The following is a 22,687-nucleotide window of genomic DNA, read 5'->3' as shown; positions in this document are numbered from 1 at the left end:
CGATTGGCGAAGACAGAGGGGTAGTTGCACTTATACTTATATCTAAAATTGGCATCTACGTCGATTGATCTCCACCGTTGCCAATTTATACTTTCTTAAAGTACAAAAAACCGACTATAATATAGTCGGCTTTTCAATCCTTATTTACCAGTAAAAATTGGTAGTCTCTTCTGTAAAAACGCTTGAACACCTTCTTGGTGATCAGCAGTTCTTCTCATAGCACTTTGTCCTTCTTTTTCAGCTAATAGCACTCTTTTTAAAACCTCTAAATTTCCATTGCTGTAAATTTGTTTAGTTTGAATCATCGCACTGACTGGCTTTTGAAGGATACTCTTAACACGTTCGTTAATTTCTTGTTCGAAGTCACCGTTAATCACTTCATCAATTAAGCCAATTTCTAATGCTTGTGCTGAGTTTAGTTTTTTACCTTCCCAAATCAGTTGTTTAGCTTTTGTTTCACCTAATCGTTTTTCTAAGAAGTAATGTGCACCACCATCAGGTATTAGGCCAATTCCAATAAAGTTCATTGCTAGAATTCCTGAATCATGTGCAAGAACGAAATCACTTGCTAAAGCAAAACTTAGTCCTATCCCTGCAGCAGGTCCATGAATTGCACTAATAACGATTTTAGGTAAAGTGTATAATTTGACTACTACTTCTGAAATTAAATCCATTATTGGACCAAAAGCTGATTCATCAGTATTGCTTAGCATTGATTTTAAATCTCCACCAGAAGAGAAACCTTTGCCATTTCCACATAGTACGACTACATCAACTTCGGAGCTTGCGATTTCATCTAATACATCACGAAATTGTCTGAATGTATCTTCATTCATTGCATTTAAAACTTCAGGTCGATTAAATACTACAGTTGCAACTCGCCCCTCTTTTTTTAACAATACGTGTTCTGCAGTGTTCGAAATAGACATAAAAAAATCCCCCTTAATTTCATAGTTAATGTAAACATTAAACATTGAAAGGGGATTTTCCTTTATTTTTCATTAATTTGATTGATTACTTTTTGAAAATAACTCGTCTAAAATTTTAATTTTAGCATTCGTATAATGCTCATAACCGTCATTATATGATTTAGGATCCTTTGCATTCGCAAATCGAGTAATTTGACGAGTATTTGGATTGACAAACTTACTTGAAGCGCCGCAGCCTAGCCCAATTATTGTTTGTTCTTCTTCCATAATTAAAATATTATATAAGCTTTCTTGTCCATCTACGGAATACCCAATATTTTCAAGATTACCTAATATATTTTTTTGACGATATAAATAGTACGGATGATAGTTATGTTTTTCTGTCCATACTGTTGCCTCATTCATCATTTGCTGTACTTCATCACGATCAGCAACTTTATATTTCTGCTTGTTTTGCGTCATTTCTGATGCTCTTTTAAATGAAAGTGTATGAACAGTTAACGATTCAGGCATTAACTTTTCAGTTTCATCTAAAGTATACTGAAATTCTTTTAATCCCTCGCCAGGTAACCCAATAATTAAATCCATATTAATATTATTCATACCCATTTCACGAGCTAGATGGAATTTTGTTACTGTTTCTTCAACCGTGTGATGTCTTCCAATCGCTTTTAAAGTTTCTTGAATATACGATTGTGGATTAATACTAATTCGGTCAATATTCCATTTATTTAACACATCTAATTTATCTGGTGTAATTGTATCTGGTCTCCCTGCCTCAACTGTAATTTCACGAACCTGCTTCATATTTGGAAATGATTCGTGCATTTTAGCGTACAGTAAATCCATTTCTTCAGCTGTAATACTAGTAGGCGTACCTCCACCATAATAAATCGTTGTAATGTTTATTCCACGCTCTTTTAAGAATTCACCGACTTTTTCCATTTCATAATGTAATCCATATAAGAATGAATCAACTGCGCCTTGTTTACCTTGAATCGCATAGGCTGGGAATGTACAATAAGCACATTTTGTCGGACAATATGGAATTCCAATATAAATACTTACTTCATTTTGCAAATTATATAAATCAGGAATTACTTTTAATTGACGATCAACGATTGATTGCATTAAATCTATCTTTTCATCGTGAATCAAGTAATCATTTCGTAACTCTTCATGTGCCATTTCCTTTGACATACCAGACTTAAGCTTCGAATGAAGAAGCTTCGTCGGTCTAATCCCAGTTAAAATTCCCCACTTTTGCTGAATGCCAGTATACTCTTGTAGTAATGATAAAAAGACAAAATTAACAGCCTTCTTTTTAAATTTGAACGATTCTTTTTCGTCTTTACCATCTACATAGCTCGTATTTGCTTGAAAATCAGATCCTAATTCTCCTGAGACTTGTTTGTTTACTTCATCTAAATCAAAACTTACTTCAATATCAGCATCTATTTTTTCTAACGATACATCACAGTCTTCAAAGAATAGTTGAGCTAATAACTCCAACGGCCTTTGAAAACGACTATCCTCTAAACCTTTTATATATATTTTCATCTTTTATCACCTTTTTAAGTTATCACTTAAGTATAGAATTAAAGAGATAAGAGGTCAATATATAGGACAGGCACAATGTATTATGTTTAAGTGAATAGTCGATAAAAAATAAACATAATAAAAGCCTGATTTTCAAAGAGAAGTCTCCATGAAAGCCAGGCTTAATATCTATTTTTCAATTTTTAAATGTGTTTTTAAGAAAGGAAGTGGAAATTGTTTCCTGAAATGCTCTTTAATCATATATGGAACACCATTTTGATCATTTGATCTTGTAATCCAGTCTGCAACCTTTTTAATCTCCACAGGAGCATTTGACATTGCAACCCCTAAACCTGCATGCTCGATTAATGGTAAATCACTATAATTATCGCCTATTACAACCATTTCATGATAGGAAATTCCTAAGTGTTCACCTAATCGTTTTAAACCTGTATATTTAGAGATTCCTTTACGAACAATTTCAATTTTCTTATCTTCCTCACAGAGACAATCTAGATGTGGATATTTCGTATTTAATTCATTTTTCACTTTGTTTTTCTCTACTTCATCAGAGAAATAACATTCTATTTTTAATGGAGAAATTGAATTTTCCAGAATACTATCTGAAAGTGATTCAACAAATTGAATAGGATAAAATACTGGATCTGCATTTGATAAAACTGCTTTCGCAACTAAGTTTGATTGCAATTTTTTTCGATTTCCAATTGAAAAATGCTCATGTGACAATCGAATATTACAATCATACTTTTCTAGTTTTTTTACAATGTCATAAGCTTCTTCTTCTTCAATCCTTTTTTCAAAAAGTGGCTCATCAAGCTTAGAAGAAATAAAGGCGCCTGAGTGCGAAACCAAAAGATTATTAACCTTTAATGCTTTTGCAATCTTTTTTGTAGCTTGGAAATTTCTACTTGTAAATAAGGTTACGTAAATCCCTTTATCTTGAACGTATTCAACAGCTTCTTTCGTTTCTTTTGAGAGTTTTCCGTTTGATTGTAATAAAGTACCATCTATATTAATTGCAAGTAACTTATAAATCACTTAATCTCCCCCATTTCGCGAAGAAATACCTTACTAGAATATATGACATGCTTCATTTAATTAGAACATTGCAGATTGTTATTATGCCCTTCGTTATACTAAAAAAGACTCCATAAAAATGAAGTCTCTCTTATATTCAGAACAGGAAACTCCCTGTTCTTCCTCTCGTCTTACATTTCCATTAAAGATTTATAAAATTCTTCTAATGGATTCATGACGATTTTATTTACATCTTGAATAACTAAATTTAATCTTTGTTCCGTTTGCATTAAGTTTGCAATTAAAGGATTTTGAGACACTTTTGCAACTATCTCTTGGCCTTTTGCATTTTCTTCAGGTGTAACTGCTTCACCTTGATACATTTTTTGTTGCATAGTTTTTTGGAAATTTTGAAATTCCATAAATAATGGTTTTGCAGTTGGATCAGCTAATACTTGTGAGTATAGTGCTTGTAAATTTTTAAATTCTGGTTGCTCCTTAAAAGCATTTTGTAGTGAGTATGCAATATCATAAATGTTTACTGCCATGTTAACTACCTCCTATAAACTTTTGTATCTCCACTATAGCAAACATTCTATTATATGTCAGTCTTTCAAAAAACAAATCAAACTTTCTACCTTAAAATTTCTTAAAGACATTCACCAACTGGGCGAATATCACATAGTATACAACGACATTATTTTGGAAAGGAGGAGAATCATTGCAATCTTTTCCTAAAAATCAAGAGCCTCAATCTTTCGCAGTAGTAACTGATTCGATCAATGAAGAATCATTAAATCCGCTCGGCTCCATTACAACACTTTGTGAGGAGTTATCAGAGTTATGCGGGGAATCTGAGATCGATTTTTATGTAACTACTTTCAAAAAGCTATTTACGAATGAATTAAAAGGTTATAAACGCTCAGAAGATGGCTGGACTTTAATGAATGTACCTCCTGCATCAATCATTCATAATCGCATTCATTCGAGAAAGCTTGAGCGTTCTAAAGAATTTAAATTACTAAATTCTTCTCTAACAACTCAGCAAATACCTTTTTTTAATGCACGTTTCTTAAATAAACTTGAAGTTTTTCAAGCATTAATTGATTCTGCCTATATAAAACCATATGTACCGTACACTGAGGAATGTATTTCAGCAGAACAATTAGAAAATTTCATCCAAAAATATGAAACTGTTTTTATTAAGCCAATCCACGGCAGTCAAGGAAGAAATATTCTTAAGGTCACAAAAGAAAAGGATCTATTTCGGTTAAAAAATAGTCAGAACTCTGAAGTAGAACTAGAATTTCAATCAATACATGAAGTATTTCAAATCATTAAACAGCAATTAAGTAAGCGTACTTGTATTATTCAAGAAGGCTTACCTTTAATCAGTAAAGATAATCGACTTGTTGATTTTAGATTTTTATGTCACAAAAATAAATTTAATCATTGGGAAGTAACTTCAACTGTAGCAAGGATTGGTCATCCAACTCAGTTTGTCAGTAATTTAGCTCGAGGCGGAGACCTTCAAAAAATCGATGAATTTTTAAGTCAATATTTACCAAAAAAAGAGCGCGTTCACTTTAAAAAATTATTAGTTGAATTAGCGATTGAATGTTGTAGGTGTATAGACTCCTCCTTTGATGGTTTATTCGCTGAGTTTGGAGTGGATCTTGCTATTGATAACCAATTCAATCCTTGGGTCATTGAATTAAATTCAAAGCCATCTAAGGATTTACATTTAACGGACCCAATTCAAAAAATTAGACCTTCAACAAAGGCTATTTTTTCTCTTGTTCAATCATATTTATAAGTACAAGGAGTGAAAAGAATGAGAATAGGTTATTTATCTCTCAAAGAAAGACAAGAAGGTGAATACGTACAGCACATGGCAAAGGAAGCAAGTAAACTAGGTTATGAATTCGTTCAATTTACCCCTTTTAGTATTCAACCAGCTTCAGAAGAAATACTTGGCTGGAAGTATATTGCAGAAACAGAACAATGGGAGAAAACAACATTTGAAATTCCAAATTATATTTATGATCGATGCTTTTACTCTCCTAACATTAAAAGTAAGCAAGCAAAACCAATTGTTGATTGGCTGAAAAAACGTAAAGATATTACTTTTTTAGGTTACGGACTACCGGGAAAATGGGAAACTTATCAAGCGCTAGCGACTGATGAAAGTTTAAATCCTTATATACCAAAAACAAAAAAGTTATTGCATTTAGCTGTATTTTTTGAAGAGCTTAGAAAAACACGTAAGCTAGTTATTAAACCAATACATGGATCAAGAGGAATAAATATTTACTTTGTTACTTTAAGTCCTTATTCAATTAGCGTTTCAACTCAAAAACAAAATGAAGTTGTTGAAACAGTATACGATACAAGAGATGAATTTTTTGAATGGCTACAGCCTCTTGTCGAATCAAAAAACTATGTTTATCAAAACAATTTAGACCTTCAAACAAAATCACGCGAAGCATTTGATTTACGCGTTCTTTTACAAAAAAACGAAAAAGGCGAGTGGCAAGTTGTTGGTAAAGGGATCCGAGTGGGAAAACCAAATTCAATTATTGCAAACTTAAGTGCTGGCAGTAATGCAGTTGCATTTGATGAGTGGATTACTCAATTTAGTCAAAGAACTGCACTAATTTTACAACAAGATATTGAAACAATTTGTAATCAATTACCGATTGTACTTGAGAAGAATTTTCTTCCATTATTTGAAATAGGATTAGATTTAGGAATTGATTCGAATCAAGCAATCTGGATTTTAGATGTTAATTCAAAACCAGGAAGAAAAGTTTTAATCCAAACTGATCCTTCCATTCAACAAAAGCTCTATTCGGCACCAATTCAGTATTGTCTACACTTACAATCGAAATCTAAAAGTGAAAGAAGTGAAATTAAATAATGAATGAAGTTTATAAAATCGTTACTCATCGACAGAGTAAAAACCTAGTATGTATACCTGAAAAACTTACGACATCAAGAAATATTGAATATATTGCTTTTGGTCAAAAAAAATACCCTTGTCAACTAGTTACGATGAATACACTTCAAAATACCATTTCAATATCAGAGCATTTAATTGAAATGCTCTGTATCCCTTTTGAAGGAACTATTGAGCCTATTATTATTGGGAATACATTACAGCTCGGTCCACTAGTTGGAATTTTCACTGCTGGCTTTACTGAGTCCCTCCTTCGCCCAATTGGCGATCGAAGCTTTATGTTTGCAAATTTAATAGCCGAAAATAATCAAAAAAACAGCTTCATATTTGTATTTGGCACACATGGAATTGACTGGGAAAACGAAACAATTCAAGGTTATTTCTTTACAAATAAAAGATGGATTAAAGAAGTAGTTCCTTTTCCAACCGTGATTTATAATAGGCTTCCGAATAGGAAAGTCGAAGTTCATAAATCAATCAAACGAGTGCGCCAAAAACTAGAAAAAGAATATAAAATCCCTTGGTTTAACCCAGGATTCTTCAATAAATGGGATTTATATTTAAAATTAAAAAATGACGATTCAGTTGCACAGTATTTACCTAAAACATTAAAGTTTAATAATTTCGATACAATTGAAGAGTTATTATCCAAATATCATTTTGTGTATGTTAAACCCGAAAACGGTAGCCTCGGATCGAGAGTAATTTTAATACGCTACCAGCGTGAAGAAGGTATTTATTATTGTAGGTATCGTGATTTTGAAACAAACAGACTTCAAAAATTCTCAACACTCCAATCCTTAATTAATCATGTTTTCCGTAACATGAAAATACATGACTTCATCGTTCAACAAGGTATTTCATTAATTCGATATGAGCATCAACCTGTTGATTTTCGAGTTCATACAAACAAAGATGCTTTAGGAAAATGGCATGTAACCGTAATAGCTGGGAAAATAGCAGGAAAAGGTAGTACTACTACTCACTTAAATAACGGTGGTCGCGTGAAAACTCTTGAAGAATTATTTGATCAAGAAAAAGCTAAAAGGATTCATGAAAAATTATCTACTGCAGCTTTAAAAATTAGTGAATCTTTAGATCGTCAAGTTGACGGTCACATCGGAGAAATTGGATTTGATATCGGTGTTGATAAAGATGAAACAATTTGGCTTTTTGAAGCGAACTCTAAGCCTGGTAGATCAATTTTTTCAAATCCAAGCTTCCAAGAAAATGACAAACAAATTAAAAAACTATTTTTAGAATATGCTACTCATTTATCCAAACAGGGAAATGAACTCGAGGCTTCAATGAAATGATTTCTGTTTTTTACCATCTTGATACAAATACTTGGTCGCATGATCACATAGAATCAAAGTTTTCAATTGGCTATAACCACCTTCCTATTTTACCAATGCAAGATAATGCTTCAAATTCCATTCAATTTCATGTTAAAAAAAATGGTTCACATTTAGGCCCAATTATCGGCATTTTAACGAATGAAGATCGACTACCCTTTAGCGGAAATATTAAAACATTTAAACGAATTTGCAAGAAGGTATTAAATAACGGCGGTATTCCGGTTATCTTAACGCCTACCGCCTTTTCTAATCATTCAGTTACATGTTATACATTTTGTTTTAAAACAAAAAAATGGATTAAACTATTTTCCCCTTTACCAGACGTAATTTACAATCGAATTCCATCTGTACAATATGAATCCAATCATGATTATAAAGAATTTCGAGAAAAAATTTCTGCGTTAAACATCCCTTTTTTTAATGAATCATATCTTTCAAAAATACAAACAACGGCAATCTTATCCACTAACGAATATTTAAAAACATATATTCCGAAAACAATTGAATTAATAAGTGAAAAAGATTTGTTTTTCTATTTAAAAAAATGGAAATTCCTTTATATTAAAAAGCATAATTCTTCAAGAGGATTTGGAGTGTTTAAGCTTTCCTTGAAAAGTGATAATGAAGTCATCATCCGAAATGCTTTTCATGTAGAATTAGTGAAATCAATTAGTGATTGTTGGAAATTTCTTAGCTCTTTAAATGAGGATTTTATTTGCCAACAAGGTATAATAAGCGAATTGCCAGATGGAAGAAAGTTTGATTTACGAATTCTTGCACACAAAAAAGAAAATAATTTCATTCTTTCTGGTATCGGAGTAAGAGTTGGTACATTTAATGGCATTACAACTCATGTTCCTAGAGGTGGCAGCATTATTTCAATCGAAGAACTACCAATTAATTTAAACTATGAATTATTACAGGAAATCGTTAGACAAACTGGAATTGCATTAAATAATGAAGAGGCACATTTTTATGAATTCTCAATGGATATCGGTATTCAAAATAACCAATATTATATTTTTGAAATAAACTCTAAACCAATGGTATTTGACGAAATCTCGATAAAAGAACAAGGACTTGAAAACTTAATTCATCTATTTTATGAACTTTCAAATTTTAGGCAGTAGTTTGTATACTACTGTTCTTTTTTATTTTAATTAACAATGATACACTAAATGAAAAATGCTTCGAAAGGTAAATATTATGATTGATAAAATTAAGACGTTATTTGGAAGTGAGTCCGTTTCGGTCACACCAGTTCAGAATACATATATGGATTACTTGTGGTTTTCTACAGAAAATCAAGAAATTTTTGGGATTAAACAAAGTTCTATATCTGATGAACAACATAACCTATTGGAATGTCTTTTTACAAAATTAGAATCAGATGCAATTATGATGCCATCTGCACAAAGCGAATGGTTTCAATATTTATATTTCAATAAAGGGCATAATCCTTTATTATTCGAAAATGAAAATACTCTCCCTTCCTCCATTCGATTTATTCATTTTTACAGTAATCAGCTTTTTACAAATAAAATTGAGTTTGAAGAAGCAATCAATGCTTTTTTTCATAAAGATGTAATCGTCGTTTGGAATTCTGCAAAAGAAGGCGTCATTATTGAAAAAATAATCGATCAACCATTTAATAAAGAATTTCTAGAGCATATGCAAGAAATCATTGCAGCTGACTTATACCATGATGTAACTTTTCTTGTTGGAAAACGCTACTCGCCACTAGCAAATTTATTTCTGTATTTTGACATTGAACATCATTGTTTTAAAAAAGCTTTATCTATAAAGAAACAAAAACATATACTCTGGTTTTCAAAAGAGATGCTTTACTATATCCTTTCCTTTTTACCAGATGATTTACAGAAAGAACTACCTAATCTATTTTTGAATGATATGAAAATTGATGACCCAATTCTTTCAACTGTAAAAATTTATCTTCAACAAAATCTAAATGTTACGGCTACTTCTAAAAAAGCTTTTTTACATCGGAATACTGTTCAATACCGTCTTGATAAATTTTCAGAACAAACAGGAATAGATTTAAAGCATTTTGAGGAAGGTCTTGTTATATTTCTAGCCATTCGCCTACTTGAGTTAACGAACGAAAATTAACAAAAGCTTTTTTTGTGCACCTTGTACAATTGAAGCTATTTTTTTTGTGTACCTTTGCCATTGTTGGAAAATGTTTAAATGTTTACAATTTAGTTAATGAAACCGATTACAACTATTTGGAGGTAATATCAATGGCAGAATTAAAATTAGATCATATTTATAAAATTTATGACAATAACGTAACGGCTGTAAAAGATTTTAATCTTCATATTGAAGATAAAGAATTTATCGTATTCGTAGGTCCGTCAGGATGTGGTAAATCAACAACACTTCGTATGATTGCTGGTTTAGAAGATATTTCAAAAGGTGATTTCTTTATTGATGGGCTTCGTGTAAATGACGTTCAACCAAAAGATCGTGACATTGCAATGGTATTCCAAAACTATGCGCTTTATCCGCATATGACTGTATATGACAACATGGCTTTCGGATTAAAATTACGTAAATTTGATAAAGCTGAAATCGATAGACGCGTAAAAGATGCTGCTCGAATTTTAGGACTTGAAGAATATTTAAGTCGTAAACCAAAAGCACTATCTGGTGGACAACGTCAACGTGTTGCTCTAGGACGTGCTATTGTACGTGATGCAAAAGTATTCTTAATGGATGAGCCATTATCTAACTTAGATGCTAAATTACGTGTTGCGATGCGTTCTGAGATTTCTAAATTACATCAACGTCTACAAACAACTACTATCTATGTAACACATGATCAAACTGAAGCAATGACAATGGCTACGCGCTTAGTTGTAATGAAAGATGGTATTATTCAACAAGTTGGTACGCCTAAAGAAGTTTACGATCGTCCTGAAAACGTATTCGTTGGTGGATTCATCGGTTCACCTGCAATGAACTTTGTTTCTGGTAAAGTTGAAGATGGTCACTTTAACTTAGGAAGCAAAAAAATTGCTATACCTGAAGGAAAAATGAAAACATTACGCGATAATGGATATATTGGAAAAGAAGTTACTTTAGGTGTACGTCCAGAAGATTTACATGATGAGCCAGTGTTTATCGAAGCATCTCAAGGTACAGTTCTTGATTTAAAAATTGAAGTAGCTGAGCTTCTAGGAGCTGAATCAATGCTTTACACTAACTATGAAGGCCATACTATAGTAGCAAGATTAGATGCACGTTCAACATTTACACATGGTCAAGTGATTAAATTAGCTGTAGACATGAACAAAGTTCATTTCTTTGATAAAGAAACTGAATCACGTATTCGTTAAAAATAAATAAAATAACGCAGTACCNNGGTACTGCGTTATTTTATTTTCTCAATAATTTTTAAAAAGCCCTCATTACAATCTGGACAATTAAACATATGTGTACAATACTGATTTGAATTTTGTTCAGTTAATCCATCAGATTTTGCTGAAATATCATAATCTAAATATGGACTGTATTTATCTTCATAATCAACTGCTCTTCCTTTATCTTCACAATGATTTTCACAAATAGGACATTTTAATTTATATTGCTCGATCCCATTGCATAGTGGACAAATACCATCCATTATTAACACTCCTATTATGTACTCTTCATTAAGAAAGGATGGAGATTAATCTCCATCCTTATTAGCCATAGATATTATTTTGAATAACCACCTAAGCTTTGCTCAGCCATTTGAACTAAACGTTTAGTGATTTCTCCTCCTACAGAACCGTTAGCACGAGCTGTAGAATCAGGACCTAAAGTTACTCCAAACTCAGAAGCGATTTCATACTTCATAGAATCTAATGCTTGTTGTGCACCATTTACTACTAAGCTGTTGTTGTTTGCCATGTTGTCTCACCTCCTTATGTAAGTGTAATGATAGTATGACTCTAATCGATTAACATATGTATGTTTAGCTAATGTAAATTTTGGAAAAAATTTTTTTATTTCTTTATCGGCTTTTTTACATAAAAAAAAGCACTAGAAGGCGCTCTAGTGCTGGGTTTCTCTTAATTCTTGGATTACTGTATTAATTGTAAAAATTGTTTTGTTCTTGCATGCTTAGGATTTTCTAATACATCACTTGGATGACCTTGCTCAATAATGTATCCACCGTCCATAAAAATAACTTCATCTGCAACATTACGAGCAAATTTCATTTCATGCGTAACTACGATCATTGTCATACCATCTTCAGCTAATTCCTTCATTACTTTCAATACTTCTTGTACAAGCTCAGGATCAAGCGCTGAAGTTGGTTCATCAAACAAGATAACTGTTGGCTCTAGAGCTAATGCTCTAGCTATACCTACTCGTTGCTGTTGACCACCTGAAAGCTGATGTGGTAATAGATTGATTTTTTCTTCTAAACCCACTTTTGTAAGTAAATCAACAGCTTTCTTTTTCGCTACATCTCTTTTTACTTTTTGTACCGTTACTAGCCCTTCCATTACGTTTTCCAACGCTGTTAAATGTGGGAATAAATGATGTTGTTGAAAAACCATACCTGTTTTACTTCTTAATGAGATAATTTCTTTTTTAGTCACTTTATTCGAAAAGTCAATTGACTGGTCGTCAATTGTGATTTTCCCATCAGTTGGATGCTCTAAAACATTTATACATCTTAAAAATGTAGTTTTTCCAGATCCAGAAGGACCAATAATTGCCGTAACCGTACCTTTTTCTACATTTAAGCTAACATCTTTTAATACTTCTAGTTCTCCAAAGCTTTTTTTAATATTTTCTAGTTTTATCATCTACTCTTCCTCCATTACTTAGCAACATAGCGTTCAACTCGAGCTTCTAATCGACCTTGAATGACTGAAAGGAAGAAGCATACGATCCAATAGATTATTGCAGCTTCTGTATAAACAACTAAAAATTTATAGTTAGTTGCAGCTATTTCCTGAGCTGTTCTAAACATCTCAGTTACTAATATTAATGAGGCCAAAGACGTGTCTTTTACTAAACTAATAAAAGTATTTGATAATGGTGGTAATGAAACTCTCGCAGCCTGAGGAATAATAATACGTTTCAACGTTTGATTATATGTCATGCCTATTGAATAAGCAGCTTCCCATTGGCCTTTATCAATAGACTGAATTGATCCTCTTATAATTTCAGAAGCATATGCCCCAACACTTAATGAAAAACCAATAATTGCAGAAATATAAGGTGAAATTGTTACATGTAGAGTAGGTAATCCATAAAAAATAATAAATAATTGAACTAATAGAGGCGTTCCTCTAATAATGGAAACATAAAATCTCGCTAAACCATTTAAGAATTTATTACCTGATAGACGGAAAAGTGCGGTAATAAATGCTAATATTATACCTACTATGAAAGTAATAATTGTTAATGGAATAGTACCGATTAAAGCAGTTTTAACCATTGGAAGGAAAGAATCCTTCGCAATGGTTAAATTGTCAATCCACTCTGGGCTGAGTATATTATTTAAGTCCATCTTTACCGAACCATTTTGTAACTATTTCATCATACTTTCCGTCTTTTTTCATATCTTCTATTGCTTTGTTAACTGCCTTTACTAATGATTCATCGTCTTTACGGAACATAAATCCACTGTTTGAAGCATCATTTTCTAGAGCAGCAATTTTAACTTTGTTGTCACCAGTTTCTTTTAAATAATTTTGAATTGATAACTTATCGTTGATTGTTGCATCAGCACGGCCAGATTCAATTAATTGAATCGCTTGGCTAAATCCTTCAACTCCAACTAATTTAGCTCCATATTTTTTAGCTAAATCCCCGTAGTTACTAGTTAAAGATTGAGCAGCATTTTTTCCTTTAATGCCATCAAATGAGTTAATTTTTGAATCTGATTTTACAACTAATGCACCTGAAGAAGTAATATATGGATCAGAGAAATAATATTTCTTCTCACGATCTGCTCTAATACCAACTTCATTTGCAATGATGTCAAAACGTTTTGCATCTAATCCTGCAAACATTGCATCCCATTGTGTTTCATAAAATTTTGGTTTTACGCCTAAACGTTTAGCAACTTCATTCGATAAATCAACATCGAAACCTGTTAATTTACCAGATTTATCATGGAACGTGAATGGTGCATATGTACCTTCAGTACCAATTTTTAACTCTCCACTATCTTTTACTTGAGTTAATAAATCTTTTCCTTTTGCAGTATTTTCATTTTTATTTGAATTACAGCCTGCCATAAAACCTGCTGCTAAAACTAACGAACCTAATGTTAAACCAATTTTCTTAATATTCATTCTTTAATCTCCCTTAACCTTATCGGAATTGTTTGTTTTGAATTGTGTGTCTTAAATATATTGCATGTATTAAAAAATTACAACAAAAAAATCTCATATTTTTATTATTTTTCTTTTTATCTTTTTAATTCTTTTTTTGTGATCAAATATTTAATCATAAGAACAGGGAATTGCTAATATTCAATCTTTTTGTAAGTTGTATTGAGTTGATACTCTTCTATTGTTTTCACAGAGTTTTACACAATTTATTGCAAACCCGCAAAAAACTCGGTTCTCTTAAGAACCGAGTTTACTTTGTAAATTTGTATTATTTACTTTTACAATTACACTTTGAATTCTTCTATTTTGAACTTCTTGAATTGTGAAGGTTAAGTTTTTATATTGGAGTAATTCTCCATTTTGGGGAATGTGTTTAAAACTTTCAAATAACCAGCCACCTAATGTTAAATATCGACTGGTAGGTTTTTTAATTTTAAACCTTTGAAAAAAACTGGATAATTCAATCGAGGCTTGGAATTGGTATTCATTCTCATTTATTTGGAAAAAATCATCATCTAAATCGTCGAACTCATCCCTTATTTCACCAACTAGCTCTTCGATTATGTCTTCCATTGTCACGATTCCTGAAGTACCTCCAAACTCATCAACAACAATAGCTATATGTGCGTTTTGTTTTTGAAGAATTTTTAATACCATTGAAATTTTCATTGTTTCCATAACAAATATTGGTTCTCTAATCAGTTCATTAATTTTAGCAGTTTGATGTTGAATTAATTGAGTTAAAAATTCTCTTTCAGAAATAACACCTATAATGTGATCAATATCGTGATCATATACTGGAATTCTCGAGTATCTTTCTTGTAAAAATATTCCATACACTACATCTAAAGATTCATTTATGTCAATCGCAACAACATTTGTTCGAGGTGTTAAAATGTCGCTTACTTTTTTTTCTTTAAATGTAATTGTTCTTAAAAATAATTCATCTTCGTACAAATTAGACTGTTCACCATCGTTGTTAATCAAAAAGCTCGGATCGTGATTTTGCAGTTGAGCATTCTGATTATTACTACTAAAAAATAACCGTTCGATTAAGTTAAAAAAATTCAATATTCCTTTACCCGAGGGAGCATCAGACAAGCACTTCACATCCCTAATTAAAGATTTTAAACATTAACTATCGACAATCCTTTACAAATATTTATTTAATATGTATTCAAAACAGGAAATTTTATGCAAAAAAAAAGCCTCTTTCTTAAAATAAGAAGAGGGGGGGAAAAATGAGGTATTGTACGAAACGATTAAAAAATAAGCTGATTGAAATAGTTAAAATCCAACTATAACTAGAAGGTTCTCTCCTTGTAACTTAGAAAGAAATAGTACTTCTGCACAAATCAACTTTACACCCTTATTTTATACTAAATATAGACCAACTGGTTTAGTAATATGTTAACGTTTTGTGAAACATTGTACAATGTACCTTAACTAAAAAAAAGAAGGTATAAAGAGTTAACTCTTTATCCTTCTTTTTTTATTGATATTATTATTTTACTGCTTCTATAAATTCATTTTTTTTTATTTCAACAAGTTTTACTTGATGTGAATCTAATTCAACAACTTTAAATTCAAAGTCCTCAAATATGATCGATTCACCTTGTTGAATATCGTGGTTTTGAGTTAAAATCCAGCCACCAATTGTGTCAACATCATCTTCTTCTACGTATAGTCCGAATAAGTCATTAATTTCAGTGATTAACACTTTTCCGTCTACAATTTTATGAGAGTCTGAAATATGTTGAACAGCAGGCTTTTCATCATCATCATATTCGTCACGAATTTCTCCAACAATCTCTTCAAGTATATCTTCCATTGTTAATAATCCAGCAGTTCCGCCATATTCATCATACAATATTGCAAGCGGAATACGTTTCTTTTGCATTAACAATAATAAATCGTGAATTGCGATCGTTTCAATTACCTGAATTACTGGTCGGGTGTAGTTAGCGAAATCATATGATTTTTCAACCTCACCATCAAGATAACGGATAAAAAAGTCTTTAACATTTACCATGCCTAAAATATCATCTTTATCCTCACCAAAAACCGGGTAACGTGTATATTTTTCATTTTTAATTATTTCAATTTGTTCTTCAATTGGGTCTTCCGCATATAAACCGATAATTTCAGTACGAGGGACCATAATTTCTTTTGCAAGTCGGTTATCGAACTCAAAAATATTATTTAAATATTTATACTCAGCTTGATTAATTTCTCCGCTTTCAAAGCTTTCTGATAAAATAATTCGTAATTCTTCCTCAGTATGAACTTCTTCTGATTCTGATGCTGGCTTAATACCAAATAATCCTGTAAAAAATCTTGCAGAACCATTTAATACCCAAATAAATGGATAAGCTATTTTATAGAAAACAATAAGTGGAGTAGAAAGTATTAGTGTGAGTGATTCAGCTTTTTGAATAGCAACCGTTTTTGGAGCTAGCTCACCAATTACAACGTGAATAAATGTCATAAATGAAAAAGCTAGAATAAACGAAATTGTTGAAGCAATTGTCCCGTTTAATCCAAGAAATTCTACTACTGGGTATATAAGATGCTTAAACGTTGGCTCACCTAAATAACCTAATCCTAAAGCTGTAACCGTAATACCTAATTGACAAGCTGATAAATATTCATCCAAACTCGTCGTAACCTTTTTAGCAGCTACTGCACCTCGCTTTTTTTCAGCTACTAGTTGATCAATTCGACTTGATCTAACTTTCACGATCGCAAACTCTGCTGCGACGAAAAAAGCTGTAAGTGCGATTAATACTGCAATCATAAACAAGTTAACTATGTCCAATGACGAACTCGAGTTTTAATACTCGAGTATTCACCTCCTGAGATTTTCAATCTACAAAAATATAAAAATATTATTTTACTTACTTAATAGATTACCATAATTTAGTAAAACATACTTATTTTATAGCTTTAATAAATTGTTAAGTTTTAATATTAATTTAGTCGTTATTTTACAAAATGCTTTAATGTCTGAAATAACGGTGATGTATGATGTGACAAAGAATCTACTAAAGCATTTTTTTCACATTCATTCATACCCGAAATAACAGGAACTAACTGAGCTAATTTAACTTCAAGCTCAATAATTTGATTTGATATTTGTTGAATTTGTTCAAAAACACAATTTTTTTGATTATAATTAGTTTGCAATAAATCTTTTATCTCTTCTAAGGATATTCTCATTTTCTTACAATGTTCAATAAATCTGAGAGTCTCAATTGCCTCTGTGGAATAATATCGATAATTTGATACAGATCGTTTTGCTTCAAGTAACCCTAACTTTGTATAATAATCAATTGTTCTTTTTGAAACTTGAGCTATTTCAGCTAACTCCCCAATGCGATACTCGATCCCAAGTGACAACCCTCCCCATTTTAAATAGTATTACTATTATATAATTTAGAAAGTATACAGTCAAACGTTACAGTTCGACGAAAAAAAGGATAAAAATACATATTATTATTGGTTTATGAGTGATCTTTGTTGTCTTTAAAGAAAATTCGTTTGATGATTTCCTCTTCGGGGTCTCAGCTTCCCCGTATTTCCCATTAACAAAGTAAAAATACAGTGAATTTAAAGCATTTTCTTGTAATTTATAAAAACTGGAGGTGTAATTTTGAAATTAAATGATCGCATAATACAAAAGGTTCCATTTTTGCAGTCTGCTGTTTCTATTTCGCAAGTAAAAAAAGGATTTTCATTTGAAGAGAAGTGGAAGGTTAAAAGTGATTTAGGTGAAGAGTTGTTTATCAAAATTTATGATTTTGAACGTACTAGTCATGTTAAATTGCTTAATACATATTTAGAGAACTTTTATGAAATTGGATCAATTATTCCTAAACCGATTCACTTAATTGAGTTAAGTGAGGAAGCTCTCACAATACACGCTGTCGAGTCTGTTGATGGATTTGATGGTGAGGAATATTTACAAACAATTCCTAAGGAACAACAGTATCAATTAGGTTACCAATCTGGAAAAGAATTACTTAAAATTCATTCATTAACAAATCCAAGTCAAAATCAATCTTGGGAAGATACGCGACTTGCTAAATTCAATCGATACGTCTATTTACTGAAGGAATCTACTATTTCATTTCCGGAACTCGATTTTGTTCTCTCCTTTGTTCAGGAAAACAGACACTTATTAAAAAATAGACCTATTACTTTTTTACATGATGATTTTCATCCAGCAAATTTACTTTTTAAAGATGGGCAGCTAAAAGCGGTTATTGATTTTGATCGATTTGAATGGGGAGATCCTTATCATGATTTTCACAAGGTTGCTTTATTTACAAAAGATATAAGCACTCCGTTTGCAATTGGACAAATTGATGGGTATTTCTCGAACAATCCCCCTGATGATTTTTGGACTTTGTACGCACTCTATGCTGCAATGATTATTCCGTCGGATATTATTTGGTCTTATAAGACAACACCTCATTTAATTGATTCAATGTGGAAAAGAGTTCGAATGATATTAGATGATCATAGGAATTTTAATCAATCTATTCCAGGTTGGTACAGCGAAAAGAGTAGCCTTTATCGATAAGGCTACTCTCATTTCGTTTAAAAAGATTTTTGTACTACTCTGCCATGGCCACTAATCGTTTTATCAACAAATTTCCCCATTATATCAACAAATTTTATTATTATATCAACAAAAATGATTACTTTATCAATAAAGTTCACTTAGTGTTCGTATATCACGACTTATTTTTTATTTAGCATACATATATATTAACTATTTACTTCCTCCGTTCAATAGCGCTCCTTTCATCACACTTAAAATTTAACCTACTCAAACTGATTATTTCATATAAGACTTATACTATTTGTGAAAATTTTGTGATTTTATTTCATTCTTTATTGACCAACGTATTACGGTAGTTTAAAGTTAGAATATTAAAAAAATAAGAAGTGAGGATGATTGTTATGGAACGTGTCTTTAATTTCTCTGCTGGTCCCTCTGTCTTACCCCTTCCAGTATTAGAAAAAGTACAAAAAGAGCTTGTTTCTTTTGGAAATTCTGGAATGTCTGTTATGGAAATGAGCCATCGTTCTGCTGAATTTGAAGGAATTATTAAAAACTGTGAAAACTTATTACGTGAAGTTTTAGAAATTCCAGCAAATTATAAAGTTTTATTTTTGCAAGGTGGAGCTTCGACTCAGTTCTCAATGGTTCCACTAAACTTATTGAAAAAGTATAAAAAGGCTGCTTTTATCAATACGGGTTCTTGGTCTAAGAAAGCAATCTCTGAGGCAAAGAAATATGGTGAAGTTGAAGTGATCGGTTCTTCTGAGGATAAAAATTTTTCATATATTCCTAATTTAGAAGCTTTAGATTTAAACGAACCATATGACTATGTACATATTACATCGAATAACACAATTGAAGGGACAAAATACACTACTTACCCTAAAACAATTTCTCCACTAGTTGCAGATTTTTCTTCAAATATACTTTCCGAACCAATTGATGTCTCTAAATTCGGTTTAATCTATGCGGGTGCACAAAAGAACATCGGCCCTGCAGGATTAACGATTGTTATTATTCGAGATGATCTAATTGGTCATGCTGATAGACTTTGTCCAACAATGCTCGACTATAAAACACATGCGGAAGCATCTTCACTTTATAACACACCACCGACTTTCAGCATTTATGTAGCGATGTTAGTTTTAGAATGGATACAAGAATCTGGCGGATTAAATAGTATTCATCAAAACAACCTGTTAAAAGCTCAATTATTATATGATTTTATCGATCAATCTGACTTGTTCTCTTCTCCAATTGAAAAAGAGAGCAGATCACTTATGAATATCCCATTTACTTCAACTACTGATGAGTTAAATAAACAATTTCTTGCTGAGGCAAATTCAGCTGGTTTTGTGAATCTTGAAGGTCATCGATCAGTAGGAGGTATGCGAGCTAGTATTTATAATGCGATGCCTTTAGAAGGTGTTGAGAAATTAGTTCAGTTTATGAGCCGCTTTGAAAAGAAAATTGTAGAGGAGATTGTAAGATGATAAAAATTCAAACATTGAATAATATTTCTGAGCATGGTATTAAAGAATTTCCTTTAGATCATTATACGATTAACAATAATTTAAATGAACCTGATGGAATTTTATTAAGAAGCCATAGTATGCATGAGATGAGCATTCCAAATAGTGTAAAGGCAATCGCAAGGGCTGGAGCTGGCGTAAATAATATTCCAATAGATGAATGTACTTCAAGAGGAATTGTCGTATTTAATACGCCTGGTGCAAATGCAAATGCAGTTAAAGAACTAGTTTTGACAAGTTTATTTCTTTCTTCTCGCCGAATTATTGAAGGGATTGAATGGACTCGATCTTTATTTGGTGAAGAAAATGTTTCCAAAATTGTAGAAGCTGGTAAAAAAGAATTTGCTGGAGCAGAAATCGCAGGTAAGAAATTAGGGATTATTGGTTTGGGAGCAATTGGCGCACTTGTGGCAAATGATGCTCTTGCATTAGATATGGAAGTATATGGTTATGACCCTTATATTTCTGTTGAAACAGCTTGGCGATTATCTAGAAATGTACAGCGAATTGATAATTTGGAGCAAATTTTTTCAACATGTGATTATATAACAATTCATGTTCCACTTACAGCTGAAACAAAAGAATTTGTAAATGAAAAACTGTTATCAGTCGTAAAAAAAGGAGTGAAAATACTTAACTTTTCACGTTCTGAATTAGTGGAAGATACTGCGATCGAATATGCGCTAAATAATGGTACTGTTGGAGTTTATGTAACTGATTTCCCAAATGGAAAAGTAATCGGTATGAAAAATGTCATACCAATCCCTCATTTAGGAGCATCAACAGCTGAATCAGAAGAGAACTGTGCGCGTATGGCTGCAAAACAACTAAAAAATTATTTAGAAACAGGTAACATAAAGAATTCAGTTAACTTCCCAAATGTGGAATTACCTTATACAGGGAAGAAACGAATTACGATTGCACATAAAAACATTCCAAATATGGTCGGACAAATTACTGGATTACTCGCAAAATATCATGTGAACATCGCCGACATGCTTAACCGAAGTAAAGGTGCTTTTGCGTATACGATGATTGACCTTGATGATACATTCAATGAACCAGTCGAACAATTATTAAAAGAAATTGAGGGCGTTATTTCGGTAAGAATCATCTAAATAGAAATAAAACGGTAGGAGCAAATTTTGCCCTACCGCTTTTTATTTATTCGAAGCAATTTTCAATAATTGTAGCAACACCTTCTCCGCCACCAATGCATAGTGTTGCAAGACCATATTGTGTTTCTCTTCTCTTCATCTCATGAATCAATGTAACTAGTATTCTAGTTCCACTTGCACCAATTGGATGACCTAATGCAATCGCTCCACCATTCACATTGACAATCGTGTCATCAAATCCGCATTCCTTCAACACAGAAAGCGATTGCACTGCAAATGCTTCGTTTGCTTCAATTAAGCCAATATCACTTAATTCGATTGATGATTTTTCAATTGCTTTTTTAGCTGCAAAGGCTGCTCCAATTCCCATAATACTAGGATCAACACCTGCACTACTATTTGCATTAATTTTTACTAACGGTTTAATACCAAGTTCTCTTGCTTTACTTTCACTCATCAATATAACAGCAGCTGCGCCATCATTTATTCCAGAAGCATTTGCCGCTGTAACTGTTCCATTTTTATCGAAAGCCGGTCTTAATGTTGAAATTTTCTCTACTGTTGCACCAAATTTAGGATACTCATCTTCTTTAAAAATGATTGGATCCTTCTTTCGTTGTGGTATTTCAATTGCAACAATTTCATCTTCAAATTTACCAGCCTTAATTGCCATTTCAGCTTTTTGTTGACTATTTACCGAAAACTCATCTTGCTTTTCTCTAGAAACTTCATAGCGAACCGCTAAGTTTTCAGCTGTGTTTCCCATGTGATAGTCATTAAATGCGCACCAAAGTCCGTCTGCAATCATACTATCAACAATTTTCTGATTACCCATTCTATAGCCATCTCTTGCACCTTTTAGCAGATATGGAGCTTGACTCATGTTCTCCATACCGCCAGCAACGATAATATCAGCATCTCCTGCTAAAATCGCTTGAGTAGCCAAATGGACTGATTTTAAACCTGAACCACAAACCTTATTTATTGTCATTGCAGAGACAGTATTTGGTAGTCCAGCCTTTAAAGCTGCCTGCCTTGCTGGATTTTGGCCTAAACCAGCCTGTAGGACATTTCCCATGATTACTTCATCAACCTGACTCTCTTGTATACCCGCTCTATAAATCGCTTCTTTAATCACTTTAGCACCTAGTTCTACTGCACTTACATCTTTCAATGTACCACTAAAATTTCCAATTGCAGTTCTAACAGCGCTAACGATTACAACATTCTCACGCATTTTATTTCCCCCTTTTATTTTATCCTTTTGAACCAAACCACCTTT

General features: G+C 32.2%; 22 protein-coding genes. 9 read left to right on the top strand and 13 right to left on the bottom strand.

Annotation, left to right across the window (positions count from 1 at the left end):
• Positions 1 to 140: 140 nt before the first annotated feature.
• From CN692_RS01160 to CN692_RS01145, 4 genes are all read right to left on the bottom strand, one after another.
• Complete coding sequence (locus CN692_RS01160; RefSeq protein WP_098117175.1) at positions 141 to 929, bottom strand: enoyl-CoA hydratase; 789 nt, start codon at positions 927 to 929, stop codon at positions 141 to 143.
• A 72-nt stretch (positions 930 to 1,001) separates the two neighbouring features.
• Positions 1,002 to 2,489: a coproporphyrinogen III oxidase gene (locus CN692_RS01155; protein WP_098117174.1), complete on the bottom strand. Its 1,488-nt coding sequence runs from the start codon at positions 2,487 to 2,489 to the stop codon at positions 1,002 to 1,004.
• Between the two features lie 168 nt (positions 2,490 to 2,657).
• Positions 2,658 to 3,527, bottom strand: coding sequence for a Cof-type HAD-IIB family hydrolase (locus tag CN692_RS01150; RefSeq protein ID WP_098117173.1), 870 nt, complete (start codon positions 3,525 to 3,527; stop codon positions 2,658 to 2,660).
• 170 nt (positions 3,528 to 3,697) lie between these two features.
• Entirely contained in the window at positions 3,698 to 4,054 is a 357-nt protein-coding gene (locus tag CN692_RS01145) for a YlbF family regulator (protein ID WP_098117172.1), read from the bottom strand.
• Positions 4,055 to 4,227: 173 nt separating this feature from the next.
• Here CN692_RS01145 and CN692_RS01140 point away from each other — a divergent pair, with 173 nt between their 5' ends.
• The 6 genes from CN692_RS01140 to CN692_RS01115 all read left to right on the top strand — a co-directional run bounded on the left by CN692_RS01140 (position 4,228) and on the right by CN692_RS01115 (position 11,182).
• Positions 4,228 to 5,322, top strand: coding sequence for a YheC/YheD family endospore coat-associated protein (locus CN692_RS01140; protein ID WP_098117171.1), 1,095 nt, complete (start codon positions 4,228 to 4,230; stop codon positions 5,320 to 5,322).
• An 18-nt stretch (positions 5,323 to 5,340) separates the two neighbouring features.
• Complete coding sequence (locus CN692_RS01135; RefSeq protein WP_098117170.1) at positions 5,341 to 6,426, top strand: YheC/YheD family endospore coat-associated protein; 1,086 nt, start codon at positions 5,341 to 5,343, stop codon at positions 6,424 to 6,426.
• Positions 6,426 to 7,781, top strand: coding sequence for a YheC/YheD family endospore coat-associated protein (locus tag CN692_RS01130; RefSeq protein ID WP_257143950.1), 1,356 nt, complete (start codon positions 6,426 to 6,428; stop codon positions 7,779 to 7,781). The genes CN692_RS01135 and CN692_RS01130 overlap by 1 nt, the downstream gene beginning before the upstream one ends.
• Positions 7,778 to 8,953: a YheC/YheD family protein gene (locus CN692_RS01125; RefSeq protein WP_098117169.1), complete on the top strand. Its 1,176-nt coding sequence runs from the start codon at positions 7,778 to 7,780 to the stop codon at positions 8,951 to 8,953. The genes CN692_RS01130 and CN692_RS01125 overlap by 4 nt, the downstream gene beginning before the upstream one ends.
• Before the next feature lie 76 nt (positions 8,954 to 9,029).
• Entirely contained in the window at positions 9,030 to 9,953 is a 924-nt protein-coding gene (locus tag CN692_RS01120) for a PucR family transcriptional regulator (RefSeq protein WP_179874349.1), read from the top strand.
• Positions 9,954 to 10,084: 131 nt separating this feature from the next.
• Positions 10,085 to 11,182 carry an ABC transporter ATP-binding protein gene (locus tag CN692_RS01115; RefSeq protein ID WP_098117167.1) on the top strand — a complete coding sequence of 366 codons (1,098 nt, stop codon included), beginning with the start codon at positions 10,085 to 10,087 and terminating at the stop codon, positions 11,180 to 11,182.
• A gap of 35 nt (positions 11,183 to 11,217) precedes the next feature.
• On the opposite strand, the gene CN692_RS01110 is transcribed toward CN692_RS01115, so the two are convergent.
• The 8 genes from CN692_RS01110 to CN692_RS01075 all read right to left on the bottom strand — a co-directional run bounded on the left by CN692_RS01110 (position 11,218) and on the right by CN692_RS01075 (position 17,584).
• Positions 11,218 to 11,469, bottom strand: coding sequence for a hypothetical protein (locus CN692_RS01110; RefSeq protein WP_098117166.1), 252 nt, complete (start codon positions 11,467 to 11,469; stop codon positions 11,218 to 11,220).
• Between the two features lie 74 nt (positions 11,470 to 11,543).
• Entirely contained in the window at positions 11,544 to 11,738 is a 195-nt protein-coding gene (locus tag CN692_RS01105) for an alpha/beta-type small acid-soluble spore protein (protein WP_056472044.1), read from the bottom strand.
• Between the two features lie 173 nt (positions 11,739 to 11,911).
• Positions 11,912 to 12,646 (bottom strand): amino acid ABC transporter ATP-binding protein, encoded by a 735-nt coding sequence (locus tag CN692_RS01100; RefSeq protein ID WP_098117165.1) that lies wholly within the window; start codon positions 12,644 to 12,646, stop codon positions 11,912 to 11,914.
• Positions 12,647 to 12,660: 14 nt separating this feature from the next.
• Positions 12,661 to 13,356: an amino acid ABC transporter permease gene (locus CN692_RS01095; protein WP_098117164.1), complete on the bottom strand. Its 696-nt coding sequence runs from the start codon at positions 13,354 to 13,356 to the stop codon at positions 12,661 to 12,663.
• A complete protein-coding gene (locus CN692_RS01090; protein ID WP_373604982.1) occupies positions 13,343 to 14,140 on the bottom strand; it encodes an amino acid ABC transporter substrate-binding protein in 798 nt (265 codons plus the stop codon). The genes CN692_RS01095 and CN692_RS01090 overlap by 14 nt, the downstream gene beginning before the upstream one ends.
• A 282-nt stretch (positions 14,141 to 14,422) precedes the next feature.
• A complete protein-coding gene (locus tag CN692_RS01085; protein ID WP_142317477.1) occupies positions 14,423 to 15,286 on the bottom strand; it encodes a hemolysin family protein in 864 nt (287 codons plus the stop codon).
• A gap of 403 nt (positions 15,287 to 15,689) precedes the next feature.
• Positions 15,690 to 17,003: a hemolysin family protein gene (locus CN692_RS01080; protein ID WP_098117161.1), complete on the bottom strand. Its 1,314-nt coding sequence runs from the start codon at positions 17,001 to 17,003 to the stop codon at positions 15,690 to 15,692.
• Positions 17,004 to 17,167: 164 nt separating this feature from the next.
• Positions 17,168 to 17,584, bottom strand: a complete 417-nt coding sequence (locus tag CN692_RS01075; RefSeq protein ID WP_098117160.1) for a MerR family transcriptional regulator — start codon at positions 17,582 to 17,584, stop codon at positions 17,168 to 17,170.
• Positions 17,585 to 17,837: 253 nt separating this feature from the next.
• Here CN692_RS01075 and CN692_RS01070 point away from each other — a divergent pair, with 253 nt between their 5' ends.
• The 3 genes from CN692_RS01070 (at position 17,838) to CN692_RS01060 (ending at position 21,405) form a co-directional block, all read left to right on the top strand.
• Positions 17,838 to 18,770, top strand: a complete 933-nt coding sequence (locus CN692_RS01070; protein WP_179874348.1) for an aminoglycoside phosphotransferase family protein — start codon at positions 17,838 to 17,840, stop codon at positions 18,768 to 18,770.
• 383 nt (positions 18,771 to 19,153) lie between these two features.
• Complete coding sequence (serC, locus tag CN692_RS01065) at positions 19,154 to 20,248, top strand: 3-phosphoserine/phosphohydroxythreonine transaminase (protein WP_098117158.1); 1,095 nt, start codon at positions 19,154 to 19,156, stop codon at positions 20,246 to 20,248.
• A complete protein-coding gene (locus CN692_RS01060; protein WP_098117157.1) occupies positions 20,245 to 21,405 on the top strand; it encodes a phosphoglycerate dehydrogenase in 1,161 nt (386 codons plus the stop codon). The genes serC and CN692_RS01060 overlap by 4 nt, the downstream gene beginning before the upstream one ends.
• Positions 21,406 to 21,451: 46 nt before the next feature.
• On the opposite strand, the gene CN692_RS01055 is transcribed toward CN692_RS01060, so the two are convergent.
• Positions 21,452 to 22,642 (bottom strand): acetyl-CoA C-acetyltransferase, encoded by a 1,191-nt coding sequence (locus tag CN692_RS01055; protein ID WP_098117156.1) that lies wholly within the window; start codon positions 22,640 to 22,642, stop codon positions 21,452 to 21,454.
• Positions 22,643 to 22,687 lie beyond the last annotated feature (45 nt).

This window comes from Bacillus sp. AFS002410, assembly GCF_002556365.1.
Lineage (GTDB): Bacteria > Bacillota > Bacilli > Bacillales > Bacillaceae_G > Gottfriedia.
The sequence above is the reverse complement of the archived record's forward strand: the minus strand, read 5'-3'. Positions and strand labels throughout refer to the sequence as shown.